At 64.2% G+C, this 14,808-nt stretch carries 15 protein-coding genes and 1 pseudogene; 6 read left to right on the top strand and 10 right to left on the bottom strand.

All coding sequences use genetic code 11. The features are described 5' to 3' along the window. Positions 1–224 precede the first annotated feature (224 nt). Positions 225–1,988 (top strand): ABC transporter ATP-binding protein/permease, encoded by a 1,764-nt coding sequence (locus E4K65_RS25495; RefSeq protein ID WP_135176476.1) that lies wholly within the window; start codon positions 225–227, stop codon positions 1,986–1,988. A gap of 265 nt (positions 1,989–2,253) precedes the next feature. Here the strand turns inward: E4K65_RS25495 and E4K65_RS25490 are convergent, their stop codons facing one another. The 4 genes from E4K65_RS25490 to E4K65_RS25475 all read right to left on the bottom strand — a co-directional run bounded on the left by E4K65_RS25490 (position 2,254) and on the right by E4K65_RS25475 (position 6,694). Then, positions 2,254–3,261 (bottom strand): TorF family putative porin, encoded by a 1,008-nt coding sequence (locus tag E4K65_RS25490; protein ID WP_167771126.1) that lies wholly within the window; start codon positions 3,259–3,261, stop codon positions 2,254–2,256. A gap of 436 nt (positions 3,262–3,697) precedes the next feature. Beyond that, positions 3,698–4,066 (bottom strand): histone, encoded by a 369-nt coding sequence (locus E4K65_RS25485; protein ID WP_135176474.1) that lies wholly within the window; start codon positions 4,064–4,066, stop codon positions 3,698–3,700. A 70-nt stretch (positions 4,067–4,136) separates the two neighbouring features. Continuing rightward, a complete protein-coding gene (gene glcF, locus E4K65_RS25480; protein WP_135176473.1) occupies positions 4,137–5,459 on the bottom strand; it encodes a glycolate oxidase subunit GlcF in 1,323 nt (440 codons plus the stop codon). After that, complete coding sequence (locus tag E4K65_RS25475; RefSeq protein WP_135176472.1) at positions 5,456–6,694, bottom strand: FAD-binding protein; 1,239 nt, start codon at positions 6,692–6,694, stop codon at positions 5,456–5,458. Before E4K65_RS25475 ends, glcF begins: the two co-directional genes overlap by 4 nt. A 252-nt stretch (positions 6,695–6,946) precedes the next feature. Between E4K65_RS25475 and E4K65_RS25470 the strand changes: the two genes are divergently transcribed. Then, a complete protein-coding gene (locus E4K65_RS25470; protein ID WP_135176471.1) occupies positions 6,947–7,435 on the top strand; it encodes a putative quinol monooxygenase in 489 nt (162 codons plus the stop codon). Between the two features lie 227 nt (positions 7,436–7,662). On the opposite strand, the gene E4K65_RS25465 is transcribed toward E4K65_RS25470, so the two are convergent. Continuing rightward, complete coding sequence (locus tag E4K65_RS25465; protein WP_135176470.1) at positions 7,663–9,156, bottom strand: FAD-linked oxidase C-terminal domain-containing protein; 1,494 nt, start codon at positions 9,154–9,156, stop codon at positions 7,663–7,665. Positions 9,157–9,384: 228 nt separating this feature from the next. On the opposite strand from E4K65_RS25465, the gene cycA reads away from it, so the two are divergent. Continuing rightward, positions 9,385–9,780 (top strand): cytochrome c-550 CycA, encoded by a 396-nt coding sequence (cycA, locus tag E4K65_RS25460; protein WP_135176469.1) that lies wholly within the window; start codon positions 9,385–9,387, stop codon positions 9,778–9,780. 115 nt (positions 9,781–9,895) lie between these two features. Here cycA and E4K65_RS25455 read toward each other — a convergent pair whose 3' ends face one another. Then, entirely contained in the window at positions 9,896–10,852 is a 957-nt protein-coding gene (locus tag E4K65_RS25455) for an alpha/beta fold hydrolase (RefSeq protein ID WP_167771125.1), read from the bottom strand. A gap of 343 nt (positions 10,853–11,195) precedes the next feature. Here E4K65_RS25455 and E4K65_RS25450 point away from each other — a divergent pair, with 343 nt between their 5' ends. Beyond that, entirely contained in the window at positions 11,196–11,378 is a 183-nt protein-coding gene (locus tag E4K65_RS25450) for a hypothetical protein (protein WP_027546063.1), read from the top strand. A gap of 12 nt (positions 11,379–11,390) precedes the next feature. On the opposite strand, the gene E4K65_RS25445 is transcribed toward E4K65_RS25450, so the two are convergent. The 3 genes from E4K65_RS25445 to ykgO form a co-directional block, all read right to left on the bottom strand. After that, complete coding sequence (locus E4K65_RS25445; protein WP_167771124.1) at positions 11,391–11,651, bottom strand: hypothetical protein; 261 nt, start codon at positions 11,649–11,651, stop codon at positions 11,391–11,393. Between the two features lie 161 nt (positions 11,652–11,812). Then, on the bottom strand, positions 11,813–12,454 hold the full coding sequence (locus E4K65_RS25440) for a tetratricopeptide repeat protein (RefSeq protein ID WP_135176467.1): 642 nt from the start codon (positions 12,452–12,454) through the stop codon (positions 11,813–11,815). Positions 12,455–12,560: 106 nt separating this feature from the next. After that, the gene (gene ykgO / locus E4K65_RS25435; RefSeq protein ID WP_006611362.1) at positions 12,561–12,686 is read right to left on the bottom strand and encodes a type B 50S ribosomal protein L36; all 126 of its coding nucleotides are present in this window, start codon (positions 12,684–12,686) and stop codon (positions 12,561–12,563) included. 308 nt (positions 12,687–12,994) lie between these two features. Here ykgO and E4K65_RS25430 point away from each other — a divergent pair, with 308 nt between their 5' ends. Continuing rightward, a complete protein-coding gene (locus E4K65_RS25430; protein ID WP_011090280.1) occupies positions 12,995–13,879 on the top strand; it encodes a 4-hydroxyphenyl-beta-ketoacyl-CoA hydrolase in 885 nt (294 codons plus the stop codon). Between the two features lie 96 nt (positions 13,880–13,975). Here the strand turns inward: E4K65_RS25430 and E4K65_RS25425 are convergent, their stop codons facing one another. Continuing rightward, on the bottom strand, positions 13,976–14,473 hold the full coding sequence (locus tag E4K65_RS25425; protein WP_135176466.1) for a GlcG/HbpS family heme-binding protein: 498 nt from the start codon (positions 14,471–14,473) through the stop codon (positions 13,976–13,978). A 158-nt stretch (positions 14,474–14,631) separates the two neighbouring features. On the opposite strand from E4K65_RS25425, the pseudogene E4K65_RS48795 reads away from it, so the two are divergent. Beyond that, a pseudogene (locus E4K65_RS48795) lies at positions 14,632–14,808 on the top strand (IS110 family transposase); the annotation flags it as partial.

The raw sequence follows: 14,808 nt of genomic DNA, 5'->3' as shown, positions 1-14,808 counted from the left end.
CGCGAATTCCTCGCGAATGCGGCGGTTCCCGTCCGCTCACAAGCTCGCGAAGTCCCGAAGGCCCCCACCCCGCGCCGTTACGGCCCATGCTAGGGTTGCAAGCCGCGACAAGCCAACGCAAATTGCAGAACTTGCGACTTTAGTCTAAGCGCGCCCATTTCGGCCATTGCCTCGGCCATTTGGCTCAAGGCATTTGTGCACATCCCCTCAGGAGACAGAGCTCTGTGAAGAACATCAGCGCCACGCTCGCGATCGTCTGGCGAATCGCCGCCCCCTATTTTCGATCGGAGGACAAATGGGCCGGCCGCGGCCTGCTCGGCGCCGTGATCGCGATGGAGCTGGCCCTGGTCGCGATCGACGTGCTCGTGAACCAGTGGCAGAACCGGTTCTACAGCGCACTCCAGGCGAGCGACTGGGACGCGTTCGTCACGCAGATCTGGATTTTCATCGCCCTCGCCTCGATCTATATCGCGCTGGCGGTCTACAAGCTGTACCTGAACCAATGGCTCCAGATCCGCTGGCGGCAATGGCTGACCCGGCACTATCTGGGCGAATGGCTGCAAGACGCCACGCATTACCGCATGCAGCTCAAGGGCGATGCGGCTGACAACCCGGACCAGCGCATCACCGAGGACGTCAAGAACTTCGTCGAGCAGACCCTGACCATCGGACTCGGCCTGCTGTCGTCGATCGTGACGCTGTTCTCCTTCGTGATCATCCTCTGGGGTCTCTCCAACGCCGCCCCGCTGCACCTGTTCGGCACCGACCTCGTGATCCCGGGCTATCTTTGCTGGGGCGCGCTGGTCTACGCGATCTTCGGCACCGCGCTGACGCACTGGATCGGCGCTCCGCTGGTCAACCTCAATTTCGAGCAGCAGCGCTATGAAGCCGACTTCCGCTTCAACCTCGTCCGCGTCCGCGAGAATTCCGAGCAGATCGCGCTGCTCAAGGGCGAAGGCGCCGAACGCGGCCGGCTGCTGGACCGCTTCGGCTTCGTGATCGGCAACTGGTACGCCATCATGAGCCGGACCAAACGCCTTACCGCGTTCACCGCGAGCTACCAGCAGGCCGCCGTGATCTTTCCCTATGTGCTGGTGGCGCCGGCCTTCTTCGCCAAGAAGATCCAGCTCGGTGACATGATGCAGACCGCATCGGCCTTTTCCAGCGTACAAGGCGCATTGTCGTTCTTCGTCACGGCCTACCGATCGCTGGCGGAATGGCGCTCGATCGTCGCGCGTCTCGACGGATTCGAGATGTCGGTCGATTCAGCCGCGAACCTGCCGGCCCATGAGCCGGCGATCGCCCTCAAGGCCGCCGGCGGCAACGGCAGCATCGCCCTCGATCAGCTCTGCGTGAACCTGCCCAGCGGCACGCCGCTGGTCGCCGCCGACGCCTTTGCCGTCCAGATGCCGGAGCGCGTGCTGGTGACCGGGCCGTCCGGCTCCGGCAAGTCGACGCTGTTCCGGGCCATCGCCGGCATCTGGCCGTTCGGCACCGGCACCATCTTCGTCCCCGAGAAGGCGAAGCTGATGATGCTGCCGCAGCGCCCCTATTTCCCGGTCGGCGTTCTGCGCGATGCTTTGGTCTATCCCGCTGCACCAGGCGCGTTCGAGACCGCACGGATCCGCGACACGCTGATCGCGGTCGGACTGCCCGACCTCGCCGAGCGGCTCGACGAGGACGGCCACTGGAACCGGATGCTGTCGCTCGGCGAGCAACAGCGCCTGGGGCTCGCCCGCGCGCTGCTGCACGTGCCGGACTATCTGTTCCTGGACGAGGCCACCGCCTCGCTGGACGAGCCGTCCGAGGCCCGGCTGTACCGGCTGCTGACGGAGAGGCTGCCACAAGCCACCATCGTCTCGATCGGCCACCGCTCGACCCTCGACGCCTTCCACACCCGCAAGGTGACGATGGTGAAGGAGGGCAAGATCCACGTCCTCGGCAAGAGCGGCGTGCCGGCCGAGACGGAGCCGACCGCGGCGCGCTGAGCGCGCAAGGCGATCGCTATCGTAGTTGAAAGACCTCGATAGGCGCCTTTCCTTGCGGCCCAACCTTCGAGACGCCCGCCTTTGGCGGGCCCTCAGGATGAGGTGGGATTTTGCGGCAAAATCCCAGACCCTCATGGTGAGGAGCGCCGCCTGACGGCGCGTCTCGAACCATGAAGGCCCGGCACGGCCGCAGCGCTCCAGGCCGCAAAAAGCAAAAGGGCGGCAGATTGCTCTGCCGCCCTCGTAAGCCGTTTCGGGAAGAAACTTACTTCAGGTTGCTCATCGCCGTCAGGTCGAACGACAGCTTGGCGATACCCGCCGCGCCGCACCAGTTGGAGCCAGCGCCGCCCGGGTTGATCGCGGTGACGTTGGTGGTGCCGGTGGCGTTGAACGCGCTGGTGAAGGCGTTGCAATCACCCTTGTTCAGGTCGGTGTCGGAGTAACGCAGATCCAGCGTGAACACCTTGTAGGTGAAGCCGATGCCGATGTTCCAGGTGTTGTAGTCCTTGTAGGGAATGCCGTTGGCAAACACGGTGCCGGCGCCGGTGCCGTAGAAGGCGTCCGAAGTGCCGAACCACTGACGGCCGAACTCACCCGACACGTACATGCCGACGCCCGAGGGGCCGAAGACCGTGCTGGGCGCCGTGTACTTGGCCGTCAACGAAGCGTAGTTGCCCCAGGCACCCGAGTTCAGGAAGTTCGGCGAGTAGTACTCGGTCGCGCCAACGGTAAAGCTGTCGTTGATGGTGTAGTTCACCTTGCCGTAGACTTCGAAGAAGCTGACGTCCTTCTTCATGACGTTGCCGTCGGCGAGGAAAATCGTGGTCGTGCTGACGCCGCAGACGTTGCCGCCGGGAATGCCGCCGGTGAGCACGTTGTCGGCGCAGCTCCCGCCCGGATACAGGTAGCCCCAGACGCCGATGTCGAACGCAAAGGCGCCGAAGGTCGGGCGGATACCGCCGTAGACGTCGACTTCAGCCGCGGCGCGATTGGCGAAGGAGATGCTCTCGGCGGACACGCCGACGTAGAGCTGGAGGTCCTTGGTGACGTTGTAGCGCGGCTCGAAATAGGCGGTGACCGAAGGCTGGTGGTTCGACTGGGTGACGCCGCGGAAGATGTAGTCGCTCATGATCGCGCCGCCGAAGGCGATATCCCAGGGGTCGAAGGCAACGACCGGCGGAGCCTTCTTGGCCTTCACCGCCATGTCCGCCGCGAAAGCGGAACCCGTCGTCACCATTGCCAGCGCCGTTGCCAACAAAGCCACTTTTTTCATTTCGATCCCCATCACCAGTTCTCACCCAGTCGGTTTCCCGGAAGCCCCCCGGGGCGTACGACCCATATGCAAAATTGCGTTACTGCGACAATCTGGATTGAGGGATGCAAACCGTGAAGCAAAAAACGCGAGCATCTGCCGACTTTTTAGGCGTTCTGGCGATTCCAAAGAAGGTTGTCGGCCTGTGTGGCTTCTCGATCACATTATTTGCATTCCAACGGGCACTGGAGGACCGGGTTAGTACGGGAGTCCGGCGGTGCGTGCTGCGCTCGCCACGAATCGGGCGGTCACCGTGGAAGGCGGCCTCCGGGGGCCGGCGCTTGAGATGCAAAAAGGCCGCAGCGTCGCCGCCGCGGCCCTCCTGCTGTCGATCATGGTCGCTGGACTGGAGCCGGCCTTCGGCCTGACCCCAGGCAGCCCGGGCCTGACGCTGGGCCTAACCTTGCCCCTCGGCCGGCGTCGGTTCCGCAGAAGACGAAGGCATCGCCCAGCTTGTCTCGGCGACAGGCTCGGGAGCCGGAGCCGCCACCGGCGCTGACGGCTTCGGCGCGGGAGCTGCCTTCGCCTTCTTCGGTGCCGCTTTCTTCGCAGCCTTCTTGGCGGCCTTCTTCGGTGCAGCTTTCTTTGCAGCCTTCTTGGCCGACTTCTTCGGCGCGGCCTTCTTAGCGGCCTTCTTGGCAGATTTCTTCGCGGTCTTCTTGGCTGCCTTCTTCTTCTTCGTCGCCTTCTTCGCGGTCTTCTTCGCCGCTACAGCCTTCTTGGCCTTTTTGGCCTTCTTGCTTTTCTTCTTCTTCGCTTTCGCCATCGTGGTCCTCCTGTTGCCGCCGTACAATGATCGATCGGGCGTCTTTCCGCCGTCACCTTCGGACGAAAGCTCAGCTCGACGCGTTCAATGCCGGCCGCGACCCGCCCGTAGCCCAATCGAGAAGCTCAATCGTGTGTACGACCGGAACTGACGTGCCACTGGCAATCTGCACCATGCAGCCGATATTGCCCGCGGCAATCATGTCCGGCTTGACGCTTGCGATGTTGGCGACCTTGCGATCGCGCAACCTGCCCGCAAGCTCGGGTTGGAGAATGTTGTAGGTCCCCGCCGAACCGCAACACAAATGGCTCTCGGGCACATCTTTCACCACGAATCCATTCTTGGAAAGCAATTCTTTCGGAAGGCCCGTGATTTTCTGTCCGTGCTGCAACGAACACGCGGAGTGATAGGCGACGACGATGTTGTCGCCTATCGCAGTGGTCGGAAGACTGAGGCCGGCAACGTATTCGGTGATGTCCTTGGCAAGTGCGGACACCTTCGCCGCATCGGCCGCGAACGCAGCATCCTCGCGCAGCAGATAGCCGTAGTCCTTGATCACCGTGCCGCAGCCGGACGCCGTCACCAGGATGGCGTCGAGCCCCTCGCCGGCCGCCTCCGCGCGCCATGCCGCGATATTGGCGCGAGCCCGCGCCAGCGCATCGTGGTCGTTGCCGAGGTGATGAGTCAGCGCGCCGCAGCATTGCTCGTCCCTGACCAGGACGACCTCGATGCCGTGGCGGGTGAGAAGACTGATCGCAGCCTGGTTGATGCGCGGCGCCAGCACCTGCTGGGCGCAGCCCTGGAGCAGCGCGACCCGGCCGCGCTTCTTGCCGAGCGCCGCGAACACGCTGCCCGGGAGGGGGCCGGGCGACGGCAGCCGGTTCGGGGCCAGCGCCAGCATCGCCTTGAGGCGCTGGATCAGTCCGGGCGTGGCCGAGGGCCGCGGCGTCGGCAGGAATACGGCCAGCGGACGGGCCAGCCGCGCCAGCCACATGCTGGCGCGGAAGCGCTGCGGGTCCGGCAGGACGAAGGCCAACACCTGGCGGAGCAGCCGCTCGGTGAGCGGCCGCTGATAGCGCTGCTCGATCCTGACCCGGGCCTGGTCGACGAGGTGCATGTAGTTCACGCCGGAGGGGCAGGTCGTCATGCAGGCCAGGCACGACAGGCAACGGTCGACATGCTTGACCACCTCCGCCGTCGGCGCCTGGTCCTTCTCCAGCATCTCCTTGATCAGATAGATGCGGCCGCGCGGGCTATCGAGCTCGTCGCCGAGCAGCACATAGGTCGGACAGGTTGCAGTGCAGAAGCCGCAATGGACGCAGGCGCGCAGGATCTTGTCGGCCTCCGCGATATCGGGATCGGCGAGTTGCGCCAGTGAGAATTCGGTCTTCATGCCGCAGCGCCCCGCGTCAGCCGTCCCCGGTTGAGAATGGACTTCGGATCGAAACTGGCGCGTACCCGCTCGCTCAAGGCGGCAATGCCGGGCGCCTGCGGTTGGAACACATCGACCTCGCGCCTGACATCCTCGGCCGCCCGGATCAGCATGGCGTGCCCTCCGACCGCATTCGCACACGCGCGCACGGCCGGCTCATGCGCATCGCCCTTCGGCGGCAATGCGGCCCAGATCAATCCGCCGCCCCAATCGAAGATCATGTCGCCGCCGGTCTCGCGCGCCAGCTGCGTCCCGAGCGCCGCACCCGATGCCGGCGGACAGACGATCCGCCACACCGGCCAGGCCCCCAGCGCGCCACTGGCCGCGAACGGCAGGACGTCGCGGATGGTAGCCCATAGTGCCGACGACTCGGCGTCCTCGACCAGGGTCGCGGTTCCGAACGGCGCCAGCAATTCGCGCAGCGAGCCGGCGCGATGCGCGGCGGAGGCGGTAATGCCTTCGAGCCGGAGAACGGTCAGCGCCTCGCCCTGGCCCGCGATGTCGCCGAGCCCGTCGGTCTTCGCCCGGAATGCGGATTTCGGCAGGTGTGCGGCGCCGGAGACGTCGAAGGGCGAGCCGAGCGCCGCGGTCATCGCCTTGTTGGCGACGGCCTCGTCGAGCCCGCGCAGCAGCAGCGTCCGCTCGGCCTCCGGCTTCGGCATCACCTTCAGCGTGACCTCGGTCATGACAGACAGCGTGCCCCAGGAACCGGCGAGCAGCTTGCAGAGGTCGTAGCCGGTGACGTTCTTCACCACCTTGCCGCCGGTCTTGAAGCTGTCGCCGAAGCCGGAGACGGCGTGCGCCCCAAGCAGGTGATCGCGCGCCCCGCCCGCCCTGATGCGCCGCGGGCCGGCGAGGCCCGCCGCGATCATGCCGCCGATGGTGCCTGATACGGGCGTGCCGAGCAGCGGCGCGGTGTTCATCGGCTCGAAGGCGAATTGCTGGTTCTTGGCATCGATCAGCGACAGCACGTCGGCCAGCGGCGCACCCGCCTCAAGCGTCACGATCAGCTCGTTGGGCTCGTAGGAGGTGACGGCATTCAGCGCGGAGACGTCGAGCACGGCGTTGGTCGCCATGGCGTGGCCAATGCTGCGCTTGCTGCCATGACCGATGATCTCGAGCGGCTGCTCATTGGCAATCGCCGCGCGCACCACCTCTTCGACGTCTTTGGCGTCTCTGACCCTAAGCGTATCCACGGGAAAAGGCGGTAGCGAAATTCGCCGCCAAAATCAAATGCAGCGTGACGCGGCGACCACCTGTCGGCGCGACGACGGTCCGACATGCGACGAAAATCCGTCAGGCCGGCTCCGCGAAATCCGACAGCAACGGTTCGATAAATATCGAAGCGTTCACGACATCGACACTTCGATCACCGGCGAACCAAAGCCGGCAGGCCATCGCTACAAGCTTGCGCCGATCGCGATCGAGCTCAGCCGATGGAGACAGACATGAAGCGATCGACATATGCGCGGCCGCCGGCGCCGCGCGTCCACGAAGTGTTCAGCCGGAGGTCGGTGATCACCGCCTTCGGAGCCGTCCTGGCAATCTATCTCTCGCCATGGACGTCGTCATCTCAAGCCCAGCAGCAAGGAGGAAGGACCATGAACCACTACGCCACGCAGAAATCCCTCAGCGACGCCGTCGACGGCGGCGGCCTGCTCGTCGTCGCGCAATGGGAGGCGAAACCGGGCGAGGCCGACAAGGTCGCTGCGATCCTCGACCGCTTCCTGCCCGAGGCGCAGCGCGAGGACGGCGTCAAGCTGTTCCTGATCTCGCGCGCCAAGGACAATCCGGCCCAGTTCCTGTTCTACGAACTGTTCCGCGACGAGGCCGCCTTCAAGGCGCACCAGGAGAGCGCACATTTCAAGACCTACATCGCCGGCGAAGCGCTGCCGCTGCTGGCGAAGCGGGAGCGAGCGCAATACGGATTGCTGTGAGTGCTCTTCTTCCTTCTCCCTTGTGGGAGAAGGTGGCATAGGCGGCCTTCGGCCGCCGTTCTTAAGAACGCCGAAGCTAAGCTTTGGCTATGGCGCCGGATGAGGGGTTGCTTCAGCGAACTCAACTGCAAGCGGTTTGCGCGGAGAGATACCCCTCACCCGTCTCGCCGCTCTGCGGCGAGCCACCCTCTCCCGCAAGGGGAGAGGGTGCACCGTCACCGCTGCCTTCAGAACCGCGGAATATCCGGGAACGCCAGCTTGCCCGCGTGCACATGCATGCGGCCGAGCTCGGCGCAGCGGTGCAGGGTCGGGAACACCTTGCCAGGGTTGAGCAGGCCCTGCGCGTCGAAGGCGCATTTCAGCCGCTGCTGCTGGTTGAGGTCGATCTCGCTGAACATCTCCGGCATCAGGTCGCGCTTCTCGATGCCGACGCCGTGCTCGCCGGTGAGCACGCCGCCGAACTCGACGCAGGCGCGCAGGATGTCGGCGCCGAACGCCTCCGCACGCTCGATCTCGCCGGGCTTGTTGGCATCGTAGAGGATCAGCGGGTGCAGATTGCCGTCGCCGGCGTGGAACACGTTGGCGCAGCCGAGCTGGTATTTTTCCGACAGCTCGCGGATGCGCGCCAGCGCCTTCGGCAGCGCGCCGCGGGGAATCGTGCCGTCCATGCAGAGATAGTCGGGCGAGATGCGGCCGACGGCCGGAAACGCGGCCTTGCGGCCCGCCCAGAACAGATTGCGCTCGGCCTCCGAGGTCGATATCTGGCAGGTGGTCGAGCCGCAGGCGTTCGCGATCGTCTCGACGCGCGTGATCAGCTCGTCGACCTCGATCTTGGGACCGTCGAGCTCGATGATGAGAAGCGCCTCGACGTCGAGCGGATAGCCGGCATGGACGAAGGCTTCCGCTGCGTGGATCGCCGGCTTGTCCATCATCTCCATGCCGCCGGGAATGATGCCGGCGCCGATGATGCGCGCCACGCATTCGCCGGCCGCCTCGACCTCTGCGAAGCCGACCATCAGCGCGCGCGCCGTCTCCGGCTTCTGCAGGATGCGCACCGTGATCTCGGTGATGACGCCGAGCAGGCCTTCGGAGCCGGTGATGACGCCCATCAGGTCGTAGCCGGCGTTCTCGCACCCCTTGCCGCCGATCCGCAGGATCTCGCCGCTCATCAGCACGATCTCGCAGCCCAGCACGTTGTTGGTGGTCATGCCGTATTTGAGGCAGTGCACACCGCCGGAATTTTCCGCGACATTGCCGCCGATCGAGCAGGCGATCTGCGACGATGGATCGGGCGCGTAATAGAAGCCGGCATGCGCGACCGCCTGGCTGATCGCCAGATTGGTGACACCGGGCTCGGTGACGACGACGCGGTTGTCGAAATCGATCTCGCGGATGCGCTTGAACTTGCCGAGCCCGAGCAGCACGCCGTCTTCGAGCGGCAGCGCACCGCCTGAGAGCGACGTGCCTGAGCCGCGCGGCACCAACTTGATGCCTTGGGCGGCACAATATTTCAGGACGAGCGCGACCTGCTCGGTCGTATCGGGCAGCACCACGACCATCGGCGGCTGCCGATAGGCGGTCAGCCCGTCGGATTCATAGGCCCGCATCTCGGCGGCGCTGTCGATCACACCCTCGCCGGATACGATCGCGCGCAAGGCGGCGACGATCTCGCTGCGACGCGCCAGCACCGCCTGATCGCTCGCGGGCATCATGATGGCCATGTTACGAAACCTTCGTCCGGCATTGGAATTTGTTCCGGCAAATCAAGCACGTCTGCCCGCTCTTGGGTAGGTCCTCCGAAGGTCCCATTGCTTTGTTGCAGCGCAAGTTCTCTCTGGGGCAAGTCTGCTACCATGAAACCTGTCAAGATCTCGCGGCTTGTCCACTTGCAGCGGACCTGCCAAAACCACGCCCCTCAATCTGACCCGGGAAGAGACGAAGAGCATCCTATGACAAAATTGACTTTCGCCGCGCTGGTTGCCCTCACCGTGACTGCCACCGCACCCGCCGCGATGGCGCAGGATGTCGCGGCCGGCAAGACGTCGTTCAACAAATGCCTGGCCTGCCACGCGATCGGCGAAGGCGCCAAGAACAAGGTCGGCCCCGAGCTCAACGGCATCAACGGCCGCAAGTCGGGCAGCGCCCCGGATTACAGCTATTCGGACGCGAACAAGAATTCCGGCATCACCTGGGACGAAGCCACGTTCAAGGAGTACATCAAGGATCCGAAGGCCAAGATCCCCGGCACCAAGATGGCATTCGCCGGCATCAAGAACGAGACCGAGATCAACAATCTCTGGACCTTCATCTCGCAGTTCGACAAGGACGGGAAGATCAAGCAGTAAGCGCGCGAGAGGCGGCCGCCAGAGCTTCGGTTCCGACTGAATCAGAACCGAGGCTCAGGCTTCTTGTCTTGGCGCGTTTTCTTCACGCGAAGTATCCAATTCGCTCGAAAACGCTTCAATCGGCGGCCGCCTGCGCCGGGACGATTGTAGCGATCATCGTCTCGATCTCCGCCTTCACCAGATCCGGCACTGCGTTCTGCACCATGTGGCCGAGATCGGGCAGCACGATCAGCTTCGCATTCTGTACGGTCGCGGCGAACGGTCGCGCGTGGATGCTGGTCTTCACTGTCTTGTCGGGCTCGCCGGCGATGATGGTGACCGGCGCCTTGATCTCGCCATAGCGCGCGACTTGCGCGGCGACAGCTTCCTTCAACGTCACCAGATCATAGGCATTTGCGATGAACTCGCGCGGCCGCAGCAGCAGCGGCGTCGCGGAGTCCTGCACGAAACCATCGGGCATGGTCTGCGGCAGAAACACGTTGCGCGCCCCGGACTCGGCGACGACATAGCCGAGCGGCAGCGTGATGGTGTAGGCGAGCAGCGGGCCGATCACGGGCGTTGCGATGAGCTCGTTGTAGCGGCCGACGCCGCCGCGCCAGGGATGGGTGACGGGCGCCAGCATCACGAGGCCCGCGACGCGGCCCGGATGATCGAGTGCGAGGCGCGCGCCGAGCGCCCCGCTCCAGGAATGCACGACGAAGACCGCACGATCGACTCCGAGCTTGCCGAGCGCCTCGTCGATCATCCGCGCCTGGATCTGCGGCGTCGAATCCTGCCGCCGAGCGCGCGTGCTCCAGCCATGACCGGGACGGTCGATCAGGATGACGCGATGGTCTTTTGCGAGGAGATCGCCGAGCGGGCGCCGCATCGCTTCGAGATTGGAGCTCGCGCCGTGCAGCATCACGATCGGCAGGCCTGAATCGCGCGGGCCGATGTCGACGACGTGAAGCGTCGCGCCATCGACCTCGATCATCCGGCCCTGAGGTGGAAAGGCGCGTTGCACGGCGACGATTCCGGCCTGCGTGGCCAGCGCCAGCAGAACCAGCGCCGTCACGACTGTCATCACGATCATGGATTGAATCCGGACGATCCAGGGCACTTGGTCATAAGCCACCTGGTGATTACGAGCGTGGCACGCGGCAGTTTCGCCCCAGGCGCCTCAGCACTTCCACCGGAAATGAGGGGCTGTGGATATGTGCATAATTGCAGGTCGGAAAAACTCAATAGAATCAATGATATTCCCGATGGCACGCAAGCTTCGGACCAGCTTCATGCGGTCGTCATCGCGGCTTCCATATAATCGCCATGGTCGGTTCCGCCATTTAGGCGCGGGTGGGCGCCGATCCTCCTCGCACCTCAGGAGATGCGGGAAAGACCGGCAAGATTTGTCCTGGTTTGAACCGGAGGATTCTTCGATGAGCTTGAGATCGAACGACACTGCAATCGACGAGATCGTCGCGAGCTGCAACGGTGACCTGCGCGGTGCCGTGCGGGCGCTGCTCCTGATCAACGAGCATCTCGAGACGGAGCTCGCCAAGGCTTACGCCGCTGCAGCTGATCGCGGCCTCGCAGAGCGCGGCGGCAGCGTCCTGCACTAGGCGGGCCAGACTCTAGTCCGTCTTGTCCTCGTCCTTTTGGTCGTCGGGGTTGACCGCGGGACAGGCGCGGATGGTCGAGCGGGCAAGCTTGGCGTCGGCCATGGACTTGTAGGGACCATCGCCGAACCAGATGTCGCCGACGATGACCGGATTGCTGGTCACGATGTTGCATCTGCCGGTGGCGCGGTTGCCGACCACCCAGAACAGTCCGTCGGCGAGACTCATCGTTCCCGACGCGAGCAGCAAGCTACCCGCAAAAATCAAACGCTTCATGGCTTTGCTCCTGCCATGCAGGTAGGCCTGCGGCCGCATGGACGATACCCCAGCTCATGCGACGCGTGTGATCGTGGTTAATCCGCGTGCGCCGCAATCGCTCGGGAAATGATCAAACTATCCCTTTGCGCTGGCGCGGCCCTTCGGGTCCGGATCGTGCTCTAGATGTCGCGGCCTTCGACCTTCTCGGTCAGCGACTTGACCTGATCGGGGATCTTCTCGAGGTGCGGATTGACGGCGAGCGCCTTGCGATAGGCCTCGAGCGCGCGCTTCTCGTCGCCGACCTCCTGCATGATCATGCCGAGCCCCGCGAGCGCGCCGAAATGGCGGGGTTCGCGGATCAGCACCTGCTGGATGTCGGCGAGCGAGCGGCCGTAATCGTTCTGCATGTAGTAGAGCGTGGCGCGCCGGTTCCAGGCCTCGATGTAGTCGGGCCGCAGCTTGATGACCGAATCCAGCAGCTTGATCGCGACGTCGATCTTCTGCGCGTCGACGGCGGTCTTGGCCCGCGCCATCAGCAGCGAGGCGGTGTCGCTCGGGGTCTGGAGCCAGATCGCCCAGATCCGCGCCTCGACATGCTTGGCGCTGGCATCGTCGGGCGCCGCCTTCAGCGCGCCGAACAGGAAATCGAGATTTTTGCCGCGATCGACCTTGGGCAGCTTGGCCGGCGCTTCGGGAAGCTTCTTCTGCTTGCCGGGAGGGGGCGGCGGCTCAACCTGCTGCGCCGCGGCCGGAGCGAGGCCGGCGGCTCCCAGAGCAAGGGCCAGACACAGGGTGCGCGCGAAAGGGAATCTCACTGCCATGACTGAAGTCTAGACGCGCAAAGCCGCCCTTGCAAAGCAAAGGCGGCGTCAAACTCGTGTGAGACCGTGGTCTTGCGGGGCGCGCGGGGCGTCCGGCAGGGCGAAATCAGCCCTGACGAGCCTTGAAGCGGCGCTGCACCTTGTTGATCACATAGACCCGGCCCTTGCGGCGGACCAGGCGGTTGGCGCGATGGCGACCGCGCAGCGACTTCAACGAGTTACGGACCTTCATGGCAGAATCCTGAACGTTCGAAAGGCCGTGTTCGGCACTACCGTTTCGGCACGCGCGAATGTGGCAAAATGAGATTTTTCCCGCTGGCGGACCGACCGCCCGGGACGGGGCGGTTCTTAAGGCATCGCGGGAGGGGATGTCAATGTTAACTGCCCGGTTCCGAACCGGCAATTTCGCGAAAACAACCCCATGCACAGTAGAAGTGGCCGGATCGGCCCGATCGGCGAGATCGATAAGCTACGGCGGCAATGCCTTGCCAAATTCGTTATATCATATAATCAATTTGGCAACCCGTCGGGAGGAAACCAATGCCGAAGCTGAAGCTGCCCAATATCGACGATGTCGTCGCGATCGACATCCACACCCACGCCGAAGAGCCCTGTGGCTGCCACGCTGACGACGGCTATGACGACTTCCAGGCGCAGATGGCGGAGTACTTCAAGTCGCCGAACAAGCATCCGCCGACCGTGCCGGAGACCGCGGCCTACTACCGCTCCAAGAACATCGCCGCCGTGATCTTCCCGGTCGACGCCGAGCGCGAGACCGGTTTCCGCCGCTACAACAATTACGAGATGCTGGAGGTTGCCTCCGACCATCTCGACGTCCTCATCCCGTTCGTCTCGATCGACCCGCACAAGGGCAAGCTCGGCGCCCGCGAGGCGCGCAAGCTGATCGAGGAATACGGCGTGCGCGGCTTCAAATTCCATCCGACCATGCAGGGCTTCTATGCCAACGACCGCATGGCCTATCCGCTCTACGAAGAGATCAACAATGGCGGCGCGATCGCGCTGTTCCACACCGGTCAGACCGGCGTCGGCTCGGGCATGCCCGGCGGCATGGGCATGCGGCTGAAATATTCCAACCCGATGTACATGGACGACGTCGCGGCGGACTTTCCCGACCTCAAGATCATCCTCGCCCACCCTTCCTTCCCCTGGCAGGAAGAGGCGCTGTCGGTCGCGACCCACAAGCCGAACGTCTACATTGATCTCTCGGGCTGGTCGCCGAAATACTTCCCGCCGATCCTGGTGCGCTACATCAACTCGATCCTCCAGGACAAGATGCTGTTCGGCTCGGACTGGCCGGTGATCACGCCGGACCGCTGGCTGTCGGATTTCGCCAAGATCGACATCCGCGACGAGATCCGGCCGAAGGTGCTCAAGGCCAACGCGCGCAAGCTGCTGGGGATCTAGGCGCGTCCTCATCGCCACGGCGCATTGAGGGCTTCGCGGTTGCCGAAGCCCTCACGCTAACGCGCTCAAGGCCCCGCTGAGGCGGGCAAGGCGGCCCTAAAACTCGAGCTTGTCGCGTATGGCGTCGATTCCGGCCCTGGCGCAGGCTTCGTCAGCATCGCCGCCAGGCGCCCCAGACACACCGACGGCTCCGACCAGCGAACCGCCCGCTTCGACAATCAATCCGCCACCTATGATGACCGCGCCGGGGAGATTGCGGATACCGGCCTGCATCATGCCAGGTTGGCTGACGGCATTCAGTTCGGTGGTGCTGGTACGGAATGTTGCTGCGGTCCACGCCTTGCCCGAGGCCGTCGAAACGGTGTGAGCGCCCGCGAACCTGTCACGAAGGATCACCTGAGTCCCCCCGAAGCGATCGACGACCGCGACGGCGACCTGGTACCCGCGTGATCGGCAATCGCCAAGCGCTGCCCGGGCCAGATCAAGCGCCAGCTCGGGACTCAGGGATTTGTAGGTCGCGAGCGGCTCCTGCGCCATTGCCGGGTGCGCGAGCATCAACAGGACGGTGGCCGCAAACAGGGTTCGAGCGAGCATGTTTCTCCGACGTGAGCGGGTCGACGCCGACTTTAACCTAGATGCGGTAATGGGCCCGGCTCCGAGCAAGGGGTGATGATGGTGGCTGTCCCCCGATAGATGATGAAACGGGGTCACGACTTGAGTCGGCCCCAAGCATCTGGAGACGGAGGACAGCCGTGGAGAACTATGCCGGAATTGACGTGTCATTGGAACTGTCGAGCGTATGCGTTGTGGATGCCCAAGGTAAAATCCTGAAGGAAGCGAAGGTCACGAGCGAACCCAACGCCTTGGTTGAATTTTTCGAGACGCTTGGCTTTGCAGTGAAGCGGATCGGGCTGGAGGCTGGGCCGCTG

Source organism: Bradyrhizobium niftali (assembly GCF_004571025.1).
Classification (GTDB): domain Bacteria; phylum Pseudomonadota; class Alphaproteobacteria; order Rhizobiales; family Xanthobacteraceae; genus Bradyrhizobium; species Bradyrhizobium niftali.
Note: the sequence above shows the minus strand (reverse complement) of the source record. Positions and strands in the feature narration are given on the sequence as shown.